General features: G+C 63.5%; 17 protein-coding genes and 1 tRNA gene. 10 read left to right on the top strand and 8 right to left on the bottom strand.

The window, feature by feature from the left end:
• The first annotated feature begins 103 nt into the window (after positions 1-103).
• Entirely contained in the window at positions 104-2,842 is a 2,739-nt protein-coding gene (gene secA, locus FMM02_RS01415) for a preprotein translocase subunit SecA (RefSeq protein ID WP_147493196.1), read from the top strand.
• On the opposite strand, the gene FMM02_RS01410 is transcribed toward secA, so the two are convergent.
• Positions 2,839-3,939 carry an acyltransferase family protein gene (locus tag FMM02_RS01410; protein WP_187107810.1) on the bottom strand — a complete coding sequence of 367 codons (1,101 nt, stop codon included), beginning with the start codon at positions 3,937-3,939 and terminating at the stop codon, positions 2,839-2,841. The genes secA and FMM02_RS01410 overlap by 4 nt on opposite strands.
• Positions 3,940-4,068: 129 nt before the next feature.
• On the opposite strand from FMM02_RS01410, the gene putA reads away from it, so the two are divergent.
• A complete protein-coding gene (gene putA / locus FMM02_RS01405; RefSeq protein ID WP_147493194.1) occupies positions 4,069-7,200 on the top strand; it encodes a bifunctional proline dehydrogenase/L-glutamate gamma-semialdehyde dehydrogenase PutA in 3,132 nt (1,043 codons plus the stop codon).
• 99 nt (positions 7,201-7,299) lie between these two features.
• On the opposite strand, the gene FMM02_RS01400 is transcribed toward putA, so the two are convergent.
• Positions 7,300-7,374, bottom strand: a tRNA-Asn gene (locus FMM02_RS01400).
• Positions 7,375-7,430: 56 nt separating this feature from the next.
• Positions 7,431-8,258 carry an NAD kinase gene (locus tag FMM02_RS01395; RefSeq protein WP_147493193.1) on the bottom strand — a complete coding sequence of 276 codons (828 nt, stop codon included), beginning with the start codon at positions 8,256-8,258 and terminating at the stop codon, positions 7,431-7,433.
• A 182-nt stretch (positions 8,259-8,440) separates the two neighbouring features.
• Here FMM02_RS01395 and FMM02_RS01390 point away from each other — a divergent pair, with 182 nt between their 5' ends.
• Positions 8,441-9,184, top strand: coding sequence for an EAL domain-containing protein (locus FMM02_RS01390; protein ID WP_187107809.1), 744 nt, complete (start codon positions 8,441-8,443; stop codon positions 9,182-9,184).
• Here the strand turns inward: FMM02_RS01390 and mfd are convergent.
• From mfd to FMM02_RS01375, 3 genes are all read right to left on the bottom strand, one after another.
• Entirely contained in the window at positions 9,181-12,675 is a 3,495-nt protein-coding gene (gene mfd / locus FMM02_RS01385) for a transcription-repair coupling factor (RefSeq protein ID WP_147493191.1), read from the bottom strand. The genes FMM02_RS01390 and mfd overlap by 4 nt on opposite strands.
• A complete protein-coding gene (locus FMM02_RS01380) occupies positions 12,672-12,932 on the bottom strand; it encodes an FAD assembly factor SdhE (protein WP_147493190.1) in 261 nt (86 codons plus the stop codon). The genes mfd and FMM02_RS01380 overlap by 4 nt, the downstream gene beginning before the upstream one ends.
• A gap of 97 nt (positions 12,933-13,029) precedes the next feature.
• On the bottom strand, positions 13,030-13,662 hold the full coding sequence (locus FMM02_RS01375) for a hypothetical protein (protein WP_147493189.1): 633 nt from the start codon (positions 13,660-13,662) through the stop codon (positions 13,030-13,032).
• Positions 13,663-13,778: 116 nt separating this feature from the next.
• Between FMM02_RS01375 and FMM02_RS01370 the strand changes: the two genes are divergently transcribed.
• From FMM02_RS01370 to dksA, 3 genes are all read left to right on the top strand, one after another.
• A complete protein-coding gene (locus tag FMM02_RS01370; protein WP_147493188.1) occupies positions 13,779-14,675 on the top strand; it encodes a LysR family transcriptional regulator in 897 nt (298 codons plus the stop codon).
• Complete coding sequence (recG, locus tag FMM02_RS01365; protein WP_147493187.1) at positions 14,675-16,732, top strand: ATP-dependent DNA helicase RecG; 2,058 nt, start codon at positions 14,675-14,677, stop codon at positions 16,730-16,732. The genes FMM02_RS01370 and recG overlap by 1 nt, the downstream gene beginning before the upstream one ends.
• Positions 16,733-17,053: 321 nt before the next feature.
• On the top strand, positions 17,054-17,518 hold the full coding sequence (dksA, locus tag FMM02_RS01360; protein ID WP_147493186.1) for an RNA polymerase-binding protein DksA: 465 nt from the start codon (positions 17,054-17,056) through the stop codon (positions 17,516-17,518).
• 72 nt (positions 17,519-17,590) lie between these two features.
• On the opposite strand, the gene FMM02_RS01355 is transcribed toward dksA, so the two are convergent.
• Entirely contained in the window at positions 17,591-17,746 is a 156-nt protein-coding gene (locus tag FMM02_RS01355) for a YdcH family protein (protein WP_147493185.1), read from the bottom strand.
• A 165-nt stretch (positions 17,747-17,911) separates the two neighbouring features.
• On the opposite strand from FMM02_RS01355, the gene FMM02_RS01350 reads away from it, so the two are divergent.
• The 4 genes from FMM02_RS01350 to FMM02_RS01335 all read left to right on the top strand — a co-directional run bounded on the left by FMM02_RS01350 (position 17,912) and on the right by FMM02_RS01335 (position 20,296).
• Complete coding sequence (locus FMM02_RS01350; protein ID WP_147493184.1) at positions 17,912-18,109, top strand: YdcH family protein; 198 nt, start codon at positions 17,912-17,914, stop codon at positions 18,107-18,109.
• A gap of 100 nt (positions 18,110-18,209) precedes the next feature.
• Positions 18,210-18,701: a DUF1465 family protein gene (locus tag FMM02_RS01345; protein ID WP_147493183.1), complete on the top strand. Its 492-nt coding sequence runs from the start codon at positions 18,210-18,212 to the stop codon at positions 18,699-18,701.
• Between the two features lie 18 nt (positions 18,702-18,719).
• Complete coding sequence (locus tag FMM02_RS01340; RefSeq protein WP_147493182.1) at positions 18,720-19,868, top strand: iron-containing alcohol dehydrogenase; 1,149 nt, start codon at positions 18,720-18,722, stop codon at positions 19,866-19,868.
• On the top strand, positions 19,862-20,296 hold the full coding sequence (locus FMM02_RS01335) for an acyl-CoA thioesterase (RefSeq protein ID WP_147493181.1): 435 nt from the start codon (positions 19,862-19,864) through the stop codon (positions 20,294-20,296). Before FMM02_RS01340 ends, FMM02_RS01335 begins: the two co-directional genes overlap by 7 nt.
• Here the strand turns inward: FMM02_RS01335 and FMM02_RS01330 are convergent.
• Positions 20,293-21,246 (bottom strand): NAD(P)H-dependent flavin oxidoreductase, encoded by a 954-nt coding sequence (locus tag FMM02_RS01330; protein ID WP_147493180.1) that lies wholly within the window; start codon positions 21,244-21,246, stop codon positions 20,293-20,295. The two genes, FMM02_RS01335 and FMM02_RS01330, sit on opposite strands and share 4 nt — an antisense overlap.
• Positions 21,247-21,251: the final 5 nt, after the last annotated feature.

Genomic DNA, 21,251 nt, shown 5'->3' with positions numbered 1-21,251 from the left:
GAAGCGCGGGGCGCCACTTACATCGCCGCCGCATCGTCGTCCGCCTCGCGGACGACCCTGATTCCTGTCCGCGCAGCCGGCTCACTTGAGGAACTCTCGTCTCATGCTCGCCTCCTTGGCCAAAAGCCTCTTTGGATCCGCAAACGATCGCTACGTCGCTAAGCTCGGCAAGATCGTCGAGACGATCAACGCCTTTGAGCCGACCATTTCGGCGATGACCGACGACGAACTACGGGGACAGACGGGACTATTCCGACAGCGCCTCGCCGACGGGGCGAAGCTCGACGACCTGCTACCTGAAGCGTTCGCTACGGTGCGCGAGGCTGCGTCGCGTACGCTTGGACAGCGTCACTACGACGTTCAGATGATCGGCGGCATTGCACTTCATCGCGGCGAAATCGCCGAGATGCGGACGGGCGAAGGCAAGACGCTAGTCGCGACGCTGGCGACCTATCTCAACGCGCTTCCGGGCAAGGGCGTCCATGTCGTCACGGTCAACGATTACCTCGCCAAGCGCGACGCCGAATGGATGGGGCAGGTCTATCGTTTTCTCGGCCTGAGCGTGGGCGTGATCGTGCCCAACCTGTCCGACGTCGAGCGGCGAGCGGCCTATCAGGCCGATATCACCTATGCCACAAACAATGAGCTGGGGTTCGATTACCTGCGCGACAACATGAAGTTCAGCCGCGAACAGATGGTGCAGCGGCCGTTCAACCACGCCATCGTTGACGAAGTGGATTCCATCCTCATCGACGAGGCCCGGACCCCACTGATCATTTCCGGCCCGACGGACGACAAGTCCGAGCTCTACATGGGCGTCGACGCGATCGTGAAACAATTCGAAGAGCCCGACTACGAAAAGGACGAAAAGCAAAAGAGCATTGTCCTGACCGAGGACGGCACCGAAAAGGCCGAGCGCATGCTCGAGGCTGCGGGGCTGCTTGAGGGCACCAACCTTTACGATATCGCCAACACTCAGGTGGTTCACCACTTGAACCAGGCTCTGAAGGCCAACAAGATGTTCAAACGCGACATCGATTATATCGTGAAGGACGGGAAGGTCGTCATCATCGACGAGTTCACCGGCCGCATGATGGACGGTCGTCGGTGGTCGGACGGGCTTCACCAGGCGGTCGAGGCCAAGGAGGGCGTGCAGATCGAGCCCGAGAACCAGACGCTCGCTTCGATCACCTTCCAGAATTACTTCCGCATGTATCCCAAGCTGTCGGGGATGACCGGCACCGCCGCGACCGAAGCGCCGGAGTTCTTCGATATCTACCGCATGAACGTGGTCACCATCCCGACCAATGTCCCGGTCCAGCGGATCGACGAGGACGACGAATTCTATAAAAATATCACCGATAAGTTTGCGGCGATCGCCAAGGAGATCAAGGCGCGGCAGGAAAAGGGCCAGCCGGTACTGGTCGGCACCGTCAGCATCGAAAAGTCGGAAATGCTGTCGGAATATCTGGAGCAGGAAGGCATCCGCCACTCCGTGCTCAACGCCCGCTTCCACGAAAGCGAAGCCCATATCGTGGCGCAGGCAGGCCGCCTCGGGGCTGTGACAATCGCCACTAACATGGCTGGCCGCGGCACCGACATCAAACTTGGCGGCAACCTTGAATTCCGGATGGAGGACGAGCTCAAGGACATGCCGGAAGGCCCTGAGCGCGATGCCCTGCTGGCACGGATGAAGGCCGAGATCGAAGCGGAAAGGCAGCAGGTGCTGGCTGCCGGCGGCCTGTTCGTGCTGGGGACGGAACGCCACGAAAGCCGGCGGATCGATAACCAGCTGCGCGGCCGTTCAGGCCGCCAGGGTGATCCCGGCCTGTCGCGCTTCTACCTCAGCCTCGACGACGACTTGCTGCGGATTTTCGGTCCGCAGACGGCCTTTGCCCGCCTGATGAACAAGAATCTCGAGGACGGCGAGGCAATCGTCAGCCCGTGGATTTCCAAGGCAATCGAGACCGCCCAGAAGAAGGTTGAAGCGCGCAATTACGACATTCGCAAGCAGGTCGTCGAATTCGACGACGTGATGAACGACCAGCGCAAGGTGATCTACGAGCAGCGCGCCGAGATCATGGATGCCGACAATGTCAGCGACGTGGTCGAGGATTTCCGTGCCGAGACGATCCGCGGCCTGGTTTTTGCGAGCTGTCCCGAAGCAACCTATCCGGAACAGTGGGACATCGAGCGGCTCAAGGAAAGCCTTGAGGAGGTGCTCGACCTGCAGCCGCCGGTCGAGAGCTGGCTGCAGGAAGATGCAGTCGATCAAGACATGCTGGTCGAGCGCATCCAGCTGATGTCGGATGAGCGGATGGCTGCCAAGACCGAGGGTGTCGAGCCCGATCGTTGGATCCAAGTGGAAAAGAATGTCCTGATCCAGAATCTCGACCATCACTGGAAAGAGCATCTGGCGACCCTCGATGCGCTGCGTCAGGTCATCCACCTGCGCAGCTATGCGCAGAAAAAGCCGATCGACGAATATAAGCAGGAAGCCTTCATGCTGTTCGAGCGGCTGCTGATCGCGATCCGCGAGGATGTTACGCGGATGCTGATGCGGGTGCAGGTCCAGTTCGAAGAGCCGGTGCCGATGCCAGCGGGCTTCGCGCTGCCGGAATTTGTCACCCACCACATCGACCCCTTGTCGGGCGACGATAACAGTGCCGACTTCGACGCCGGCGGCGCGCTTCTGTCCAACCTGCCGCCGATGCAGGTTGTGCGTCCGGAAATGCCGGAAAGCGCGGATGGCGAGACCGTGGTTGCTCCCGCCAGCCGCAACGCGCCATGCCCGTGCGGGTCGGGACGCAAGTATAAGCATTGTCACGGACAGGCCGGCTAAGCCCGGCGAAGCGCTTTCCCCCGAATCCATTGCTGGGCCGGCATTTCGATCCAGCGATAGCTGATCATCGCCGCGAGAAGGGTCGCGGCGATGTAGGCGGCAAGGAACAGCGGATTCGCAAGCGATGGTCGCAGGGCTGTCGATGCGACCGCAATCGCCAGCATCAGCTGCAATGGGAAGTGAAGCAGGTAGCTTGAATAGGTGAGGTTACCGGCGGCACGGATTGCCGGGGCCGCGCGGCCAAGCAAGGGCCAGTCCCGGGCGGCGACGACCAGCACGAGCGGCACGGCCGCCATGATCAGCATGGGCAGCTTCGAACGATTACCCAGCATCCCGCCTGCCAGGGAAAGCATGAGCAGCGTCGCCAGCCCGGCGACAGCCCATCCATATTTTCCGGGCGGCGCGAACGCGGCCAGGCCACCGGCGAAAAAATAGGCCGCGCAGCTGATCGAGACCCAGCCCAGGCCGGCGATTTGCGCGGCAAGGCTGAAGGCGATCACCCCGACGCATAATTTTATCGTCGGAGGGAAGCGGCGGAGAATGATGAAGAAGGCGGCATAGACCGCGACCTCCGCAGAGATGGACCAGATCGGACCGTTGAAGCTGAAGGGTTGGGCAGGGCCCCAGTCGGTCGCGAGGAAGAGTTGGGCGACCAGCATCGATGCCTCGCTCGCCGGATAGATGAAATCTTCGCCCGTGGTGGAACGGTGCACCGCCTGCAGCCCGACAACCGCAACCAGCGTGAGGACATGCAGCGGGTAGAGCCGGGAGAAGCGCAGCCAGAAGAACTCCTTCGTCCGGACTGCCCCATGGTGAATCGCCTGACCATATTTCCAGAAGAAGATGTAGCCACTGATTCCCCAGAAAACCTGCACGCCGAACTGGCCATATTCGTAAAATGGCCAAAGCATGCCGTAGCCCGGCACGGCCGCGCGATCGACCGCAGCCATGCCGGCCATGTGGGCAAAGTGCCGGTAATGGTAGAAAAGCACCGCCAGAGCGGACAGTAATCTCAACACTTCCAGGCCGAGCAGCTTGTCGCCCGCGCGCAACGCGGCCGCGGTTTCTGCGGGGCGCGCGGGACGGCTGTCGGCCATGTCGAAAGGGCGGGCGTGTCCCATGCGCGCGGCTTAACGGAAAATGGTTACCAATTGCCCGCTGGTAAGGCGGCGCGGTAGCGCCTATCTGCGCGGCGCAACCCACTAGCCCCTTGCCGAAAGTCCGACATGATCGACCGTTCCGCCGTTCGCGCCGCGTATCGTCCCGAAGAGAATGCGCTGGTGAAGCAGCGGCTTGCAGAGGCGAGGCTTCCGGCGCGGGTCCAGGGCGAAGCGACGGCCATCGCGCGGACGCTCGTCAAGGCAGTTCGCGACCACGATGCAGCGGGACTGGATGCCTTCCTGCAAGCCTATGACCTTGGCAGCGACGAGGGCATCGCCCTGATGTGCCTGGCCGAGGCTCTGCTTCGGGTTCCCGATGCGGAAACCGCGGACGATTTGATTGCCGACAAGCTGGCGGGTCCGGACTGGGCCGAGAAGCTTGGGGGCAGCCGCTCGACCTTCGTCAACGCCGCCACCTTCTCACTGCTGCTCACCGGAAAGGTACTCGAAGAGGCCAATGACCGGACCGCAAGCTGGCGCGCCGCGCTGGGCCGGGCCGTGGGCCGACTGGGTGAGCCCGTAATCCGCACTGCGGTCAGCCAGGCGATCAAGATCCTTGGCCGGCAATTTGTCTTCGGCAGGACCATCGACGAGGCGCTGAAGCGGGCGGCTCCGGAACGGGCAAGGGGCTGGAGCCACAGTTTCGACATGCTTGGCGAGGCCGCCAGGACTTACGCCGATGCCGCCCGTTACGCCAGTGCCTATGCCGATGCGCTGGACCGGATCGCGGCGTCCTCAAAGGGCGGTTATCGCGTCGCATCGGGCATCTCGGTCAAGCTTTCCGCGCTCCACCCGCGCTACGAATGGAGCCATGCCGCCGAAGCGAGGGACGCCATCGTACCGGTGGTTCGGGACCTTGCGCTGAAAGCAGCGGCGGCGGACGTGCACCTCACTATCGACGCGGAGGAAGCGGACCGGCTCGAGCTGTCGATGGACATTATCGAGGCGCTGGTCGCAGATGACGCCATCTTCGCCAATGGTTGGGGCGGATTTGGTCTTGCAGTCCAGGCCTATCAGAAGCGCGCCGTGCCGCTTGTCGACTGGACCATCGACCTTGCCCGCAAGCATGGCCGCAAGTTCATGGTGCGCCTGGTGAAGGGCGCCTATTGGGACACCGAGATCAAGGCCGCGCAGGTTGCCGGCCTGGCCGACTATCCGGTTTTCACCCGCAAGGTCGCGACCGATGTGTCCTATCTGGCCTGCGCTAAGAAGCTGCTTGAAGCTAGCGACTGCATCTACCCCGCGTTCGCGACTCACAACGCCAATACGATCGCGGCGGTGAAGGCGCTTGCCGGCCCGCGCAAGAGCGAGCCCGGCTTCGAATTCCAGCGCCTGCACGGAATGGGTGAGGGTTTGTATGAGGAGCTTGCCAAGCTGGAGCGCGGGATCGGTGAGCAGCCGACCCCTGTGCGGCTCTATGCGCCGGTCGGCAGTCACAAGGAACTGCTCGCTTACCTCGTCCGCCGCCTGCTCGAGAACGGAGCCAATTCCAGCTTCGTCAACCGGGTCGCCGACGAGCAGATCGCGCTCGAGGACCTCGTTCGCGATCCGGTCGCCGAGCTTGGCGCGCACAATCCCAAGCGGAACCCGGCGATACCGCTGCCCAACCAGATTTTCGGCAGGGCTCGGCGCAACAGCGCGGGTGTCGACCTCAGTGATCCGTTGGTGCGCGAACCCTTGCTTGAACGACTCGCCGTGCTCGATGCACGCACCTACGAGGCCAAGCCGACCGAAGAATCTTCCGGGGAACATCCAATCCGCCGGATCACTTCGCCGCACGACGACCGGATCGAAATCGGCATCGCCCATGAAGCGACCGACAACGTCATCGATCGCGCGATGATGGCCGCGGCCGCGGCGCAGCCGGCGTGGGACGCGCTTGGTGGCGAGGCGCGGGCCGACCTCCTCGATCGCGTCGCCGACCTGTTCGAAGAGGAACGCGACAGCTTCTTTTCGCTCTGCATGCGCGAAGCTGGCAAGACGCTGCCTGACGCGGTGCTGGAAGTGCGCGAGGCGGTGGACTTCCTGCGCTATTACGCGGCCGAGGCGCGCGCAAAGTTCAGCGGCGCCGTGCCGCTTCCGGGTCCCACCGGCGAACTTAACGAGCTGCGCCTGCATGGCCGCGGTGTGTGGACCTGCATCAGCCCGTGGAACTTCCCGCTGGCGATCTTCGTCGGACCGGTCGCCGCCGCGCTCGCCGCCGGCAACGCCGTCATGGCCAAGCCCGCCGAACAGACGCCTCTCATCGGCGCCAAGGCGGTCGAGCTGATGCACCGTGCCGGCATCCCGCATGCAATTGTCCAGTTGATGCCCGGGGACGGCCGTGTCGGCGCGGCCCTGACGTCTCATCCGTTGACGGCTGGTGTGGCCTTTACCGGGTCAACCGATACCGCACGCCTGATCGCCCGCTCGCTGGCCGAACGGACCGAAGGCCCGATCATCCCGTTGGTCGCCGAAACCGGCGGGCAGAATGCAATGATCGTCGATTCCTCGGCGCTACCCGAACAGGTTACGCGCGACGTCGTGGCTTCCAGCTTCCAGTCCGCTGGCCAACGCTGTTCAGCGCTCCGCGTCCTGTTTATCCAGGACGATGTCGCAGACGAGATGATCCGAATGATCGCCGGAGCGATGGAAGCGCTCTCAATTGGCGATCCGCGCGCTCTCACGACCGATGTCGGACCGGTCATCGACGCCGCCGCCCGCCAGGCGCTTCGCCGCCACCTCGACTGGCTCGATCATCACGCCAGGCTGATCATGCGCCGGGACATTCCCGACGATCTGGCGCACGGCTTCTTCGTCCCGCCGGCGATGTATGAGGTCGACAGTCTCGGACAGCTCACCCAGGAAAACTTCGGGCCAATCCTTCATGTCGTCCGCTGGAAAGCGGGTCAGCTCGACAAGGTCGTCGCCGAGATCAACCGCACCGGCTACGGCCTCACTCTCGGGCTGCAGAGCCGAATCGACACGACCCGCGATTATGTCGAGCGGCACGCCCGCGTCGGCAATCTCTACGTCAATCGCAACCAGATCGGGGCGGTGGTCGAAAGCCAGCCTTTTGGCGGCGAAGGGTTGAGCGGCACCGGACCCAAGGCAGGCGGTCCCCATTATGTCGCCCGTTTCGCGACCGAGCGGGTGACCTGCATCGACACCACTGCTGCTGGCGGCAACGCCAGCCTGATGGCGGCCATGGAGGGCTAGTCCCGCGCCCGCCCGGCGGATGGATGACCAGTCGCCGTGAGGTCGGGGCGAACGAAAAGCGGCGGGTTAAACCCGCCGCGTCATGACCTTTAAAATAGATGGCTCCCCGAGTTGGATTCGAACCAACGGCCGCTCGATTAACAGTCGAGAGCTCTACCGCTGAGCTATCGGGGAGCAGTCCTCATTCGGACGAGCGGGCCTATGGCGCAGCGCTGCGGGATTCGCAAGCCTCAACTCGCAAATTGCTCTGCGGCAATTCGCTCGTCGAGGGCATGCTCGGGATCGAACAGCAACGTCAGCGATCGTGCGCGGTCAAGCGACACGTCGACCGTGCAAACTTCGCGCACCTCGAACTGGTCGGCGACGGCCGCGACGGGGCGCTTGTCGGCTTCAAGGATACGGAAGCGGACCGACACGTCGTCGGGCAGGATCGCACCGGACCAGCGGCGCGGACGAAAGGGGCTGATCGAGGTCAGCGCCAGCATCTTTGCCGCCAGCGGCAGGATCGGGCCATGGGCGGAAAGATTATAGGCGGTAGACCCTGCCGGAGTCGCCACCAGCACGCCATCGGCAACCAGTTCGGGCATGACCACCCGTCCGTTGACGCAAATCTCGATCTTCGCGGTCTGGCGCGTTTCGCGCAGCAGCGACACTTCGTTGATCGCGGGATGGGTCCATGTTTCGCCGCGGATGGTTGTCGCCTCCATCTGCAAAGGCGTGACCTTGATATGCTTGGCTCGCGCGATCCGCTCCGAAAGCTGGTCCAACCGCCATTCGTTCATCAGGAAACCGAATGTGCCGCGGTTCATGCCGAATACCGGCCGCGCCTGGCTATCCTCGAGCATGGCGTGGAGCGTTTGCAGCATGAAGCCGTCGCCGCCCAGTGCGACCAATGTATCCGCTTCCTCGGCGTCGGCCCAGCGGTAGCGGCGGCGAAGCAGCTTTTCGGCCGCCAGCGCAGCTTCGGTGGGGGAAGCCACCAAGCCAATTCCGCGGGCCGCAAGGTCGCGGTCGGGCTGGGGTGAAGAGGGGCCGGCGACGTTCACGGCAACGTACATAAGCCATCGGCGGCAAATCTCCACTGTCCCACTTTGGTGCGCCACCAGCTGCGTCCTTGGGTCGGCGTTCCCCGACGCCTAACCGCAGTGGGATGCGAGAGTGGCATTGGCCTATCTTCGGGGGCAAGCGGGCGTCGGACCGACTGGTTTCGGCGCCCGCTTGGACATTGCGCGACCGCGCCTTGCGGGCAGCGATCCGCTCCGGGGACGTAGACCTGCGTTTCCAGCCCCAGATCGAGCCTTGTACTGGCCGCATCGCGGGGGTGGAGGCACTGGCAAGGTGGCGAGGATCTCCGACCCCGGAGCAATTGTTTGACCGGGCCAGGGGCGCGGGGCTCGAGGAGCAGCTTTCGCGCGCGATCCAGCGCAAGGCGTTACGGATCGCGGCGGGATGGGTCGGGCCGCTTGCCGACCTCAGCCTGTCGATCAACCTGTTGCCCGCGGACCTCGAACGTTCCGGCTTCGATCGGTGGCTGCTGGACGAAATCGCGTCCGCGGGGATCGATCCGCGCCGCATTACGGTCGAGATAGTCGAACGTAGCCTGCGCCGCGACCGGCCCGCCGTGGTCGAGCGGCTGGTCCGGCTGCGGGAAGCCGGGGTCCGGATTGCGATCGACGATTTTGGAACCGGCTATTCAAGCCTGGCCTATCTTACGACATTGCCGATCGACCTGATCAAGATCGACCGGGCAATGATCGCCGACATTGTCGGCGGCAGCCGGGATCGTATCCTCGTCAAGGCGATGATCCGGCTGGCGCGCGAACTTGGCCTCGCCATGGTTGTCGAGGGCGTCGAAGACGGCGCCCAGCTGGCCTTGCTGTCGCAATGGGGCTGCGACCTTTACCAGGGCTTCTATGGCGCGCCGCCCCTCACCGAGGATCAGCTTGGCCAATTCGTCGAAGCTGCCGCTCTCCGCGCCGCCTAGGCGGTTTCCAGTTCGCGCTTGGCTTCGTTTGCTGCCAGGACCCGCATCAGGCCGCGGGAAATCTGCAATGCCCCGTTGAGCCTGGCTTCGCCGCCTGGCCATTCCCGGCTGATCACCAGTTTGCTGTCGGGCCGAAGTTTGGCTGCGCCCTTGAGCCGTTCCACATAGGTGAGCAGGCCGGGCAAGTCCGGAAAACCGCCTTCCGCGAAGGTTATGACCGCGCCCTTCGCGCCAACGTCAAGCTTGGCGATGCACGCCTTCTTGCAGTTGATCTTGGTCTCAACGATCTGCAGCAGGTTCTTGGTTTCCTGAGGCAATTTGCCGAAGCGATCGATCAGCTCCGCTCCGAAGGATTCCACATCCTGCCGGTCGTCCAACTCGCCGAGCCGACGGTAGAGACCCATGCGCAAATCGAGATCCGGGACATAATTTTCGGGGATGAGGATTGCCGCCTCGACGTTGATCTGCGGCATGAAATCCTCGCGGCGGTCGGCCTTCCCCGACTTGAGCTCCAGGATCGCGTCCTCAAGCATAGACTGGTAGAGTTCGAAGCCGACCTCCTTGATATGGCCCGACTGTTCATCGCCGAGCAGGTTGCCGGCGCCACGGATGTCGAGGTCGTGGCTGGCGAGCTGGAAACCGGCGCCGAGGCTGTCGAGGTTCACCAGGACCTGAAGTCTCTTGTCGGCGCCCTCGGTAAGCCCGCGATCAGGCTGGGTCGTCAGATAGGCGTAGGCGCGGGTCTTCGAGCGGCCGACCCGGCCGCGCAACTGGTAAAGCTGGGCAAGGCCGAAGCGGTCGGCGCGGTGGACGATCAAGGTGTTGGCCGACGGGATATCCAGCCCGCTTTCGACAATGGTGGTCGACAGCAGCACATCATATTTCTTGTCGTAGAAGGCGCTCATCCGTTCCTCGACCTCGGACGGGCTCATCTGGCCGTGGGCAGTCACCGCCTTCACCTCGGGGACTTCCTCGCGAAGCCACTGCTCAAGATCGGGAAGGTCGGCAATGCGCGGGGCGACCATGAAGCTCTGGCCGCCGCGATAATGTTCGCGGAGCAGGGCTTCGCGGACGACTACCGGATCCCACGGAGCCACATAGGTGCGCACCGCCAGCCGATCGACCGGTGGGGTTTGAATGACGCTGAGTTCGCGCAGGCCCGACATCGCCATTTGCAAGGTGCGCGGGATGGGCGTGGCGGTCAGCGTCAGCACATGGACGTCCTGCTTCAGCGCCTTGAGACGTTCCTTATGGGCGACGCCGAAATGTTGCTCCTCATCGACAATGACGAGCCCGAGCTTCTTGAATTTGAGCGTTTTTCCAAGCAGCGCGTGGGTGCCGATGACGATATCGACCTTGCCGGCCTCGAGGCCCTGCTTGGTCGCCGACGCCTCGGCCGCCGGAACCAGGCGCGACAGACGGCCGATCTGGATCGGGAATCCCCGGAAGCGCTCGACGAAATTGCGATGATGCTGGCGCGCGAGCAGCGTGGTCGGCGCGACAACCGCGACCTGAAACCCCGCCATCGCCACCACGAAGGCCGCCCGCAATGCGACCTCGGTCTTGCCGAAACCGACATCGCCGCACACCAGCCGGTCCATCGGCTTGCCGCTCTCCAGATCCTCCAGTACCTCGGCAATCGCACGGTCCTGATCATCGGTTTCCTCATAGGGGAAGCGATCGACGAATTCGGGCAGCGAAGAGTCCGCCGCGGCGACCTGGCCAGGCCGGGTCGCGCGAAGCGCGGCGGTTTTAATCAACTCTCCGGCGATCTCGCGGATGCGCTCTTTCATCCGGGACCGGCGACGCTGCCAGGCTTCGCCGCCGAGGCGATCCAGCGATGCGCCCTCGCCGCTGCCATAGCGCGACAGGACTTCAATATTCTCCACCGGGACGTAGAGGCGGTCGCCGCCAGCATAGCTTAGCGCGACGCAGTCATGCGGTGCCGTGCCGACCATCACCGATGTCAGCCCCTCGTAGCGCCCGATGCCATGTTCCATGTGCACGACGAGGTCGCCGGGCGTCAGCGCGGCGAGTTCGGCGAGGAAGGCATCGGCGCTCTTGCGCCGCTTCTTGCGCCGCACCAGCCGGTCGCCAAGCATGTCCTGCTCGGTCAGAACGGCCACGTTGGGGGCGGTGAATCCATGGTCCAGCGGCAGGACGATCAGGGCTGCGTCCTGCTTGCTGCCGAGCGCTTCCTGCCAGGTACGAACCTGGCTCAGCCGTGTCAGGCCATGATCCTCCAGCAGTCCGGCGAGCCGCTCCCGGGCGCCGGCGGAATAGCTCGCAAGAATGACTTTTCGCTGGCTTTTCCGTAGCTTAGCGACATGGGCCGAGACCGCGTCATAAACATTGGCGTTCTGTGCCCGCTCGGGCGCGAAGTCGCGTGGCCCTTCGACCTGGAAATCGATGACCCGGTCGCTTTCGGGCTGCGAAAAAGCCGTGGTCTGGTGCACCGGCCGCTGCGCCACGTCCGCCCGCCATTCCTTGCTCGACAGGTAAAGCGCCGAGGGCGCCAGCGGCCGATAACTGCCGACATCGCTGCTCATCGCGCGTTCGCGATTGGCGAAATAATCGGCGATTGCCTCGTGCCGCGCTTCCAGTGCGCTGTCGCTGTTCGCATCGCGCAGGACGACGTCATTCTCGCCAAGATGGTCGAAGAGGGTGGTAAGCTTGTCTTCGAACAGCGGCAGCCAATGTTCCATTCCCGCCAGCCGCCGACCCTCGCTGATTGCCTGATAGAGCGGGTCGCCAGTTGCGTTGGCGCCAAATTGTTCGCGGTAGCGGCCGCGGAACCGCTTGATGGTGTCTTCGTCCAGCAACGCTTCGCTCGCGGGCATCAGCATGAAGGCCTCGGCACTTCCGACCGAGCGTTGGTCAGAGGGGTCGAAGCGGCGCATCGTTTCGATTTCGTCGCCGAAGAAGTCGATCCGCAGCGCTTCCGACTGGCCTGCTGGGAAGAGGTCAACGATTGAACCGCGCACCGCGAATTCGCCTGCGTCATGGACGGCGTCGGTGCGCTGGTAGCCATTGGCCATGAGCAGGTCGACCAGACGGTCGCGTTCGATCCTTTCGCCTTCGGCGAGACGGCGGGTCAGCTGGCGAATCCGGAAGGGCGAGAGGACGCGCTGGGTCACCGCATTGGCGGTCGCTACCAGCAACTGCGGCGCCTTGGGCGGTGCCTGGAGTCGATGGAGGGTGGCCAGTCGCTCGGCCATTACGCGCAGGGCAGGGGAGGCACGGTCGTAAGGCAGGCAATCCCACGCCGGGAAGTTGAGCACCTCTACGTCCGGTGCGAATACCGGGACCGTTTCGGAAAGGGCACGCATTGCCGCCTCGTCCGCGGCGATGATCACCGCGCGGCGCCCGGTGCCGATTCCATGGGCTGCCCGGCAAAGGTCCGCCGCCAGCCAGGGCAGGAAGCCGGAGGGGACGCCGGCCAGCGTCAGCGGGGCGCTCGATCCAAGGATCCGCGGGATTGACTCGGTCATCGCGCAACCCGGATGAAATCTAGTTTTCGCAGCGCGTCCATCATCGGGCCCTTGAAGCGCGCGGGCGGCTCGCTCGTTCCAATCGCCCAGGCCATGATGTCGACATCCTGCTCGTGCAGCAGGTCGCTGAACCAGTCGCGTTGCCCCTCGTCCCAGGTATCGTGATGGGCGTCGAAAAAACCTCCGATCATCATGTCGGCTTCGCGAGTCCCCCGATGCCATGCGCGATATTTCAGGGCCCGCAGCCTCTCATCCATGACGCAATTCTCTCCAACGCACATTGACCCGCGGCGATAATCGCCGCGGGTTCGATGGTCACGATCTAGGGACCGGGCAGCGCCCGGACAAGGGAGGTCAGTCGCGCTGGTGGGCGGAGTGACTCAAGCCTGCTGCAGGTGCCGGGCATTTTACGTTGGGATTGAATTGCGCGAACATCCCGTTGGGGTTGTCCCTATAAATCCAGACGTGCCGATCATAATGAGGCTCGAACATGTGCGCCTCGTCGACTTTAGTGCTGGGATCGTCCTTCATCGTGTCATATTCGACGCCATGGAAGCGCGGCGGTCGTTTATTGCCGGCAGCATGCCAGGCCTTGGCGAAAACCAGGTTCTCGACCGCGACCAGTTTCATCGACCCGTCGGCCTGCGGCTCGTAAATCAGGATCGAAGGCTGCCGAAAGTCGGTGTGAAGCCCGTTGCCGTCGACCCGGGAATTGGTGTCGCTGGTAATGCCGAGCAAGTCAGGCCGGAAGAAATGGACGCCCATTGCCCCCAAATGGCTGGGCCGGCCCATCATCTCCGCGGTTTCGCAAATGTTCATCGGGTCCGGAACATAGCCTTCGGCCAAGGCAACGTTTACATCCTGATATTTGGCTGTCAGCGCCCGGACCTCGGCAAGGCTTGGCTCCTTTGTCGAGCTGCCCGACGACGCCTGGGCTGAAAACGCAATGGTTGCGACAAGCGCCACAAGGCTGTTTCTGATCATCATGGTTGAATTCCTCCGCCGGCGGTTTGTGCGGCTCGGGCGGCCAGTTATGAGCGGAAGCCAGCCGACTCAACGGAAATGCTTGCAGCGCGCTATGCAAATGTGAATAGCTCGAGCCCATGTTCTCGTGGGACGACTTGCGGGTTTTTGTCACGCTTCACCGCGAAAGGACGACCGTCCGCGCCGCCCGCGTTCTTGGCACCAGCCAGTCGACCATTGTCCGGCGCCTAGCGGCACTGGAAAATGACCTTGATCTCAAATTGTTCACACGAGGGTCCAGCGGCCTAGTCCCGACTGAGGCCGGCAAGCGACTTTATCCCCTGGCTATTCAGGCGGAGCGGAGCGTGTGCGAATTTACCGCGGAGGTGGAACTTCTCACCGAAACCGGGCTGAAACTGATCCGGCTGACGCTGCCCGATCATTTCGAACAATTGGTCGTGCCTGTCCTTCGAGAGTTTCGAAAGCGCTGGCCCGCGGTCGATGTCGAGATTTTGCCGGCCGACCGGATCTACGATCTGGATCGCGGAGAAGCAGATATAGCGATTCGCGGACGGACTACCGGGCAGCAGGTCGACGTCGTGGCGCGCGATTTGCCGGCTTGCGGCTTTGCGGTCTACGCGTCGGCGCATGCACCGGAGAGCGAATGTCCGGACGATCCAGAGAAACTTGCCCTTTTTCCGATCGCCGATCTCGATGCGCCGGCGGGCATGCTTCCGATCTACCGATGGCTAAAGAAACAGCGATCCCCGGACATGCGTTCGCCGCACTGCAAGAATCTCCAGGCCCTCGCTTCCACTATTGCCTCAGGCGCGGCGATTGGCGCGCTTCCCTGCACGATGGGGGATGCGAACCGCCTGCTTCGGCGCTGCTTTGAGCCAAACGAGGCGTTCGACGTGCCGATCTACCTGATCGTCCGTCGCGCCGCCTTGCGCCGCCCGCCCGCCCGCGATTTGTTCGACAGCCTCCAGACCTATTTTTGTGAGCGCCCGCAGTTGCTGCTGGGCAAGCGAAACTAATGCGACCCGACCTGCTCAACCCCCTGTTTGCCGAAGTCGAGGCGCTGAAGGGTGTTGGACCGGGCATCGCCAAGGCTCTCGCCCGGCTCGACCTTGGGCGGCTCATCGACCTTGCCTACCATCTCCCGACCGGGACGATCGACCGTGTCCGCGCGCCATTCGCCTCCCAGTCGCTGCTCGGCCGAATTGTCGTCCTTGACGTCACCCCAGTCGAAACCCAGTCCGGGGCGGGCCGCGCTCCGCTGAGGATTTACGCCCGGGACGGCAACGACAACAGGCTGACGCTGACCTTCTTCAACAATCCAACCTGGGCGAGGAAACAGCTTCCCCATGGCCAGTTGCGCACCGTCGTCGGCAAGCTCGACGCTTGGGGCGATGAGTGGCAGATGGTTCATCCCGAAGTGCTGGAACCCGCCGAGGCGGACAAGATCGCCCTGCGTGAACCCGTTTATGGATTAACGGAAGGCGTCTCGAACAAGCGGATGCGTGAACTGGTGTTGGCTGCACTCGAACGCCTTCCAGAACTTCCCGAGTGGGTCGAACCATCGCTGCTGGAGCGCGAATATTGGCCGGCGTGGCATGCGGCGCTCCATGAGACGCATTCTGAAGCCCTAGCTACACTGCCTCGCAAGCGTCTGGCTTACGACGAAATTTTTGCCAATCAGCTCGCTTTAATGTTGCTCCGCCAAGTCGCTCAGCGCAAACGCGGCAGGCCGTTGCAGGGCGACGGCAGGCTTAGCCGACAGCTGCGTTTGCCCTATCGACTGACCGGTTCGCAGCAGCGCGTCATCGGTGAAATTCGCGGGGACATGGCACAGGAAAGGCCAATGCTCCGGCTGCTCCAGGGGGATGTTGGATCGGGCAAGACGTTGGTCGCCTTGCTGGCCATGCTGGAGGCCGTCGAGGCCGGCGCACAAGCGGCGATGCTTGCACCGACCGAAATCCTCGCGCGGCAGCATTTCACCACCCTCCAGCGCCAGTGCGAGGCGATCGGCGTGCGGATCGCGATTCTCACCGGCCGGGAGAAAGGGCGTGCGCGGGAATCTATACTGATGGGACTAGCCGACGGATCGGTCGACATTCTCGTTGGAACCCATGCGATTTTCCAGCAGCATGTCGCTTATCAGCGGCTGGGCTTGATCGTGATCGACGAACAGCACCGCTTCGGCGTGTCGCAGCGGCTGTTGTTGAGCGAAAAGGCCGAGCGACCACCGCACCTGCTGGCGATGACCGCTACACCCATCCCGCGAACGCTGACCTTGACCCACTATGGCGAGATGGACGTCAGTCGGATCGACGAGATGCCGCCGGGCCGGACTCCGATCGAAACGCTGGTGATCAGCGATGCCAAGCTGGCCGATGTGATGAACGGGCTTGGCCGGCACCTTTCGAACGGTGGGCAGGCCTATTGGGTTTGCCCGTTGGTCGAGGAAAGCGAGACGATCGACGCGGCTGCGGCCGAGGAGCGTGCGGCGACGCTCCGGGCCCGCTTCGGCGCCGAGCGGGTCGGCCTGGTGCATGGCCGGATGAAGGGACCCGAGAAGGATGGCGTCATGACGTCGTTCGGTTCGGGCGAATTGGGCGTTCTGGTCGCGACCACCGTGATCGAAGTGGGCGTCGACGTACCCAACGCCACCTTGATCATTGTCGAAGGGGCGGAACGGTTTGGCCTTGCCCAGCTCCACCAGCTTCGCGGTCGGGTCGGGCGCGGCGCAGGGGCCAGCCGATGCATCCTGCTTCGCGGCCAGGCGTTGACCGAGACGGGCCGGGCACGGCTCGCGCTGATGCGTGCAACCAACGACGGCTTTCGCATTGCCGAGGAGGATCTGCGGCTGCGCGGACCGGGTGAGATCCTGGGGACCCGACAGTCAGGGGATCAGGGATTTCGCGTAGCAAGTCCCGAAGATGTCGCCGAACTGGCTCCAGTGGCGCAGGCCGACGCGCGATTGCTGCTCGATCGCGACGGTGGCCTTTCCAGCGCGCGCGGGCAGGCGGCACGATTGTGCCTTTACCTGTTCGAACGCGACTCCGCGGTCGGCCTTCTCCGGAGCGGTTGATCGGCAACTCCTGCAATCCTCCAGTCTGACCACCCGGTCGCAATGCGCGAGGATGGTCTGCCGGTGTCGAAAGCGTCACGGTGCATGTGCTTCGCGGCCTGTGCGGTCTTGGGACAACCACCTGCGGCCCATCAGCAACAATCCACAGTTAAATTAAATGTTCGCCGGTCAGTTCTTGTTAAGCCGCACGTCCTTAACTATGAGCGCCATGGGCATCAGACGGCCCCGGGCTAAGTATCGGGAAAGTCCAATGTTTTGCCTCCGGCCGCTACCGTTGGCCCGGTTCCTGCGGCGGCAGGCGCTTGTGTCGGGGAGGGAATAATGGCGACTGCTCTTAAGGACCTGTACGGATCCGGTCCCGAACAATTTGACCAGTTACAGCTTGCTGACGGTTATCGTCCTTCAGAGACCGAAGAATTCATGTGCGCCGAACAGCGTGCTTACTTTCTGCGGAAATTGAAGGACTGGAAGGAATCCATCGTCGAGGAAAGCCGCGCGACGATGGCTCAGCTCCAGGTCGACTCCTTGCGCGAACCGGACATCGCCGATCGCGCGTCGAGCGAAACCGACTGGTCGATCGAATTGCGTACCCGCGACCGGCAGCGCAAGCTGATCGCCAAGATCGATGCGGCGATCCGCCGCCTCTACGACGGCGAATATGGCTATTGCGAAGTCACCGGCGATCCAATTTCGCTTGCACGGCTCGAAGCCAGGCCGATTGCCACCATGACCCTGGAAGCCCAGGAAAAGCATGAGCGGATCGAACGGGTTTCCCGGGACGACTGACCGGGACTGAACCATCAAAAAAGGCCGGCGGCTCCGATGAGCGGTCGGCCTTTTTCGTGGATCGGACTTCGGCTAATGGCCGACCATCTCATCCTTGATTTTAAGTTTTGCCTTTTTCAGGCGCGCCAGCAGGTCCGTGTCGGGGTGGGGGCGATGTTCTTCTTGGTCGATCAGCGTGTGCAGCGAAGCATGTTTAGATGCGAGTGCCTCGACATGGGCCTTGTCCATCGGTCAATTTCCTTTCGTTGGCTGACGCGTGACAGTTCATCGAATAAATCATGAAATAGACGATTTGTCGCCCTCGAACCGACTCCTTCCAGCGACGGCTGGGGGCAGCCCGGCGTTGACGGTAAGCGTGGTGACGACGATCTGGGCTTGGGCTAGGATGGACCGATGAACGACGATGATCCGCGCGAACTGCTCCAATTGCTGAAGCAGGAACATCGGCGTCTGGATGAAGAGATTGAGCTGCTGAGTTCAAGCGGCAATTGCGACCAGCTCGAACTGGCGCGGATGAAAAAGCGCAAACTGGTTTTGAAGGACGAGATTCAGCAGCTCGCCGACCGGCTGATCCCGGACATCATCGCTTGATGCGCCTGTCCAATGCTGGGACAGGTAGCAATCGGCTGCTTCCACCCCGTTCGCCGAAACGTTTCCTCAGCAGCACTGAGATGGCAAGATTGGCAGCATCATGAACGATTCGACCGAAGACAGCGCCCCCGAGGCTCGGATCACTCCCCGGCTGATCGATGCGCTTTACACCGAAGCCATGGTGCTGGCCGATGAAGCACGGGCTTACTTCGACGAAGCTGGCCGCGACGAGCGGCAGACGCTCGATCCGTTCGCCCGGGTCGGCTTCGCCTGCGAATCGCTGAAGGTTACGACCCGCATCATGCACATCGTCGCCTGGCTTCTGACCCAGCGAGCGGTCGAGACCGGCGAGATCATGGCCGCAGACGGCCGAAGGCCGGAGCGCAGGCTCGGCAACGCCAACGACAGCGACCCAGCAGTCATCGTGCAACTCCCGGCCAGCGCCCAGCGGCTGATTACCGCCAGCATCGACCTTTATGACCGCGTCCGCCGGCTCGATGAGGGGCAGGTCGCAAGCGAACCGGCACCGAGCCCGGCCCGGGCGCTGATGGGCAGGCTGGAGCGCGACCTGATCTGGAACCGCGGAGCCTGAATCGCTAGGGTCGCCGCCATGCGGCCCTTCACATTCAACCCGGGTCCAAGAATCCTCTCCGGCGATGGATCCGCAGCCCGCCTTGCCGACCTCCTGCCCGAAGGCCCCTGCCTGTTGGTCAGCGACAAGCAGGTCGTCCGGCTGGGCCTGATCGATGCCTGCCGCGCTTCGCTGGAGGCGGCGGGGCGCCGCGACATCATCCTATTCGACGAGGTCGAGGCCGATCCTTCCAGGGACACCTTGCTCGCGGCGGTCGAGCGTGGCCGAGAGGGCGGCGCAACCCATGTCGTCGGCTTCGGCGGCGGCAGTCCGATGGATGTCGCCAAGCTTGCGGCCTATCTGCTCGGCTCGGGCGACGATCTCGACTCGATCTGGGGCGTCGACGTCGCCGACGGCGTGGGGCTGCCGCTCGCGCTGGTGCCGACCACGGCGGGCACGGGCTCAGAGGCTACACCAATTTCGGTGATCACCTGCGAGGGCGGGATAAAACTTGCGGTCAATGCGCGGCCGCTGACCGCCGATTGGGCGGCGCTTGATCCCGGCCTCACGCTTGGGCTTCCCGCTGAGGTGACCGCGGCGACCGGCATCGATGCGATCGTGCATTCCGTCGAGGCCTTCACCTCCGCGCGGCTGAAGAACCCGATCTCCGACGCGCTTGCGCGTGAGGCGTTCCGGCTGCTGACCGGCAATCTGCAGGTCGCGATCGACGATCCGGCCAATATCGATGCGCGCTCGGCGATGCTGCTAGGCGCGCACCTCGCCGGCCTGGCTTTCGCCAACGCACCAGTCGCGGGGGTTCATGCGCTAGCCTACCCGCTTGGCGGGCTCCACCACCTGCCGCACGGCCTCAGCAACGCGCTGATGCTGCGCACTGTGATGCAGCATAATAGCGAAGCCGCGCGGGACCTTTATGCGGAGCTTGCACCGCTGCTGGTTGCGGACTGTGAAGCGCTGGGAAGCCAGGCGCGCTGCGCCGCGCTGATCGACGGGCTCGATCGCCTGGTCGTGGCAAGCGGGCTGAAGCCGCGCTTGCGCGACCATGGGATCAGCCTGGATGATATTCCGACATTGGCAAGGGAAGCGATGAAGCAGACCCGGCTGCTGGTGAACAATCCATGCCACATCGATGAACAGGATGCCCGGCGGCTGTATGAGGCCGCATGGTGAGCCGGGAGTCCGCACGGCCGCGGGCCTCCTATCGCTGGTTCGACCGGATCAGCATGCGTTGGGCGGACAATGACGCCTACGGCCATGTCAACAATACCGTCTATTACGCATGGTTCGATACGGCGGTGAACCGGTGGCTGGTAGAGACGGGGCTGCTGGATATCGAACAGGGCGACCCGATCGGGCTCGTCGTCGCAACGGGCTGTTCCTATTTCGCGCCGCTGAACTTTCCCGGCGAGGTCGAGGTGGGAATTGCCGTCGAGCGGCTAGGCCGGTCCAGCGTGACCTACCGCCTGGGAGTTTTCGCGCCCGACCAGGACGAGCCGAGCGCGCAGGGTCATTTTACCCACGTCTATGTCGACCGGACGGAACGGCGTCCGACCACGCTTCCCGATTCTTGGCGGGCCAGGCTGGAGACGATCGCCTAGCCGCAGATCGCGCGGCGGACCGTATCATATTCCGATGACAGGCGAGCGACTAGCTCGGCAGTGGAAGTGACCTCGCGGATGACCCCAATCCCCTGGCCCGACCCCCAGATATCGCGCCACGCCTTGGCTCCGGTTGCCGACTGGAAATTCATCGCCTCGGGGCCGGGCGCCGGCAGGTTGTCGGGATCGAGCCCGGCGGCGACCACTGAGGCACGCAGGTAGTTGCCGCTGACCCCGGTGAACAGCGCCGAAGTGATGATGTCGGCGGCTCCGGCCTGGGTGATGGCCTGTTTATAGTCGTCGGCCGCTCGCGCCTCGTGGGTGGCGATGAAAGGCGAGCCAATATAGGCGAAGTCAGCCCCCATCGCTTTTGCGGCCAACACCGCATTGCCGGTTGCGATTGCGCCCGAAAGGGCGAGCGGTCCGTCGAACCAGCGGCGGATTTCCTGGATCAGGGCGAAGGGGGACCATCGCCCGGCATGGCCACCTGCACCCGCCGCGACCGCGATCAGCCCGTCCGCGCCCTTTTCGATCGCCTTGCGGGCAAAACGGTCGTCGATGATGTCGTGAAGGGTGATGCCGCCCCAGCCATGGACCGCGTCATTGAGCTCGGTGCGCGCGCCAAGCGAGGTGATGACCAAGGGGACCTTCCACTTGGCGCAGGTCGCGACATCGGCCTCGAAACGGTCATTTGAGCGGTGGACGATCTGGTTGACCGCGAAAGGCGCCGATGGCGCTTCGGGATTGGCGGCATCATAGGTAGCAAGCTCCTCGCTGATCTGGTGCAGCCATTCGTCGAGCTGGCTTTGCGGCCGGGCGTTGAGCGCAGGAAAGCTGCCGACGATGCCAGCCTTGCACTGGGCAATCACCAGGTCGGGATTGGAGACGATGAAAAGCGGCGCGCCGATGACGGGAAGACGCAGGCGATCGAATATGGCGGGAAGGGGCATTGCGA

The organism is Sphingomonas xanthus, assembly GCF_007998985.1.
Taxonomy (GTDB): domain Bacteria; phylum Pseudomonadota; class Alphaproteobacteria; order Sphingomonadales; family Sphingomonadaceae; genus Sphingomicrobium; species Sphingomicrobium xanthum.
Note: the sequence above shows the minus strand (reverse complement) of the source record. Positions and strands in the feature narration are given on the sequence as shown.

Bases quoted from the DNA above. Each gene is read 5' to 3' on its own strand.
- FMM02_RS01380 (WP_147493190.1), bottom strand. From the start codon at position 12,932: ATGGATGAGAGGCTGCGGGCCCTGAAATATCGCGCATGGCATCGGGGG.
- FMM02_RS01355 (WP_147493185.1), bottom strand. From the start codon at position 17,746: ATGGACAAGGCCCATGTCGAGGCACTCGCATCTAAACATGCTTCGCTG.
- secA (WP_147493196.1), top strand. From the start codon at position 104: ATGCTCGCCTCCTTGGCCAAAAGCCTCTTTGGATCCGCAAACGATCGC.
- FMM02_RS01340 (WP_147493182.1), top strand. From the start codon at position 18,720: ATGCGGCCCTTCACATTCAACCCGGGTCCAAGAATCCTCTCCGGCGAT.
- recG (WP_147493187.1), top strand. From the start codon at position 14,675: ATGCGACCCGACCTGCTCAACCCCCTGTTTGCCGAAGTCGAGGCGCTG.
- FMM02_RS01370 (WP_147493188.1), top strand. From the start codon at position 13,779: ATGTTCTCGTGGGACGACTTGCGGGTTTTTGTCACGCTTCACCGCGAA.
- mfd (WP_147493191.1), bottom strand. From the start codon at position 12,675: ATGACCGAGTCAATCCCGCGGATCCTTGGATCGAGCGCCCCGCTGACG.
- FMM02_RS01395 (WP_147493193.1), bottom strand. From the start codon at position 8,258: ATGTACGTTGCCGTGAACGTCGCCGGCCCCTCTTCACCCCAGCCCGAC.
- FMM02_RS01350 (WP_147493184.1), top strand. From the start codon at position 17,912: ATGAACGACGATGATCCGCGCGAACTGCTCCAATTGCTGAAGCAGGAA.
- putA (WP_147493194.1), top strand. From the start codon at position 4,069: ATGATCGACCGTTCCGCCGTTCGCGCCGCGTATCGTCCCGAAGAGAAT.
- FMM02_RS01335 (WP_147493181.1), top strand. From the start codon at position 19,862: ATGGTGAGCCGGGAGTCCGCACGGCCGCGGGCCTCCTATCGCTGGTTC.
- dksA (WP_147493186.1), top strand. From the start codon at position 17,054: ATGGCGACTGCTCTTAAGGACCTGTACGGATCCGGTCCCGAACAATTT.
- FMM02_RS01375 (WP_147493189.1), bottom strand. From the start codon at position 13,662: ATGATGATCAGAAACAGCCTTGTGGCGCTTGTCGCAACCATTGCGTTT.
- FMM02_RS01410 (WP_187107810.1), bottom strand. From the start codon at position 3,939: ATGGCCGACAGCCGTCCCGCGCGCCCCGCAGAAACCGCGGCCGCGTTG.
- FMM02_RS01345 (WP_147493183.1), top strand. From the start codon at position 18,210: ATGAACGATTCGACCGAAGACAGCGCCCCCGAGGCTCGGATCACTCCC.
- FMM02_RS01330 (WP_147493180.1), bottom strand. From the start codon at position 21,246: ATGCCCCTTCCCGCCATATTCGATCGCCTGCGTCTTCCCGTCATCGGC.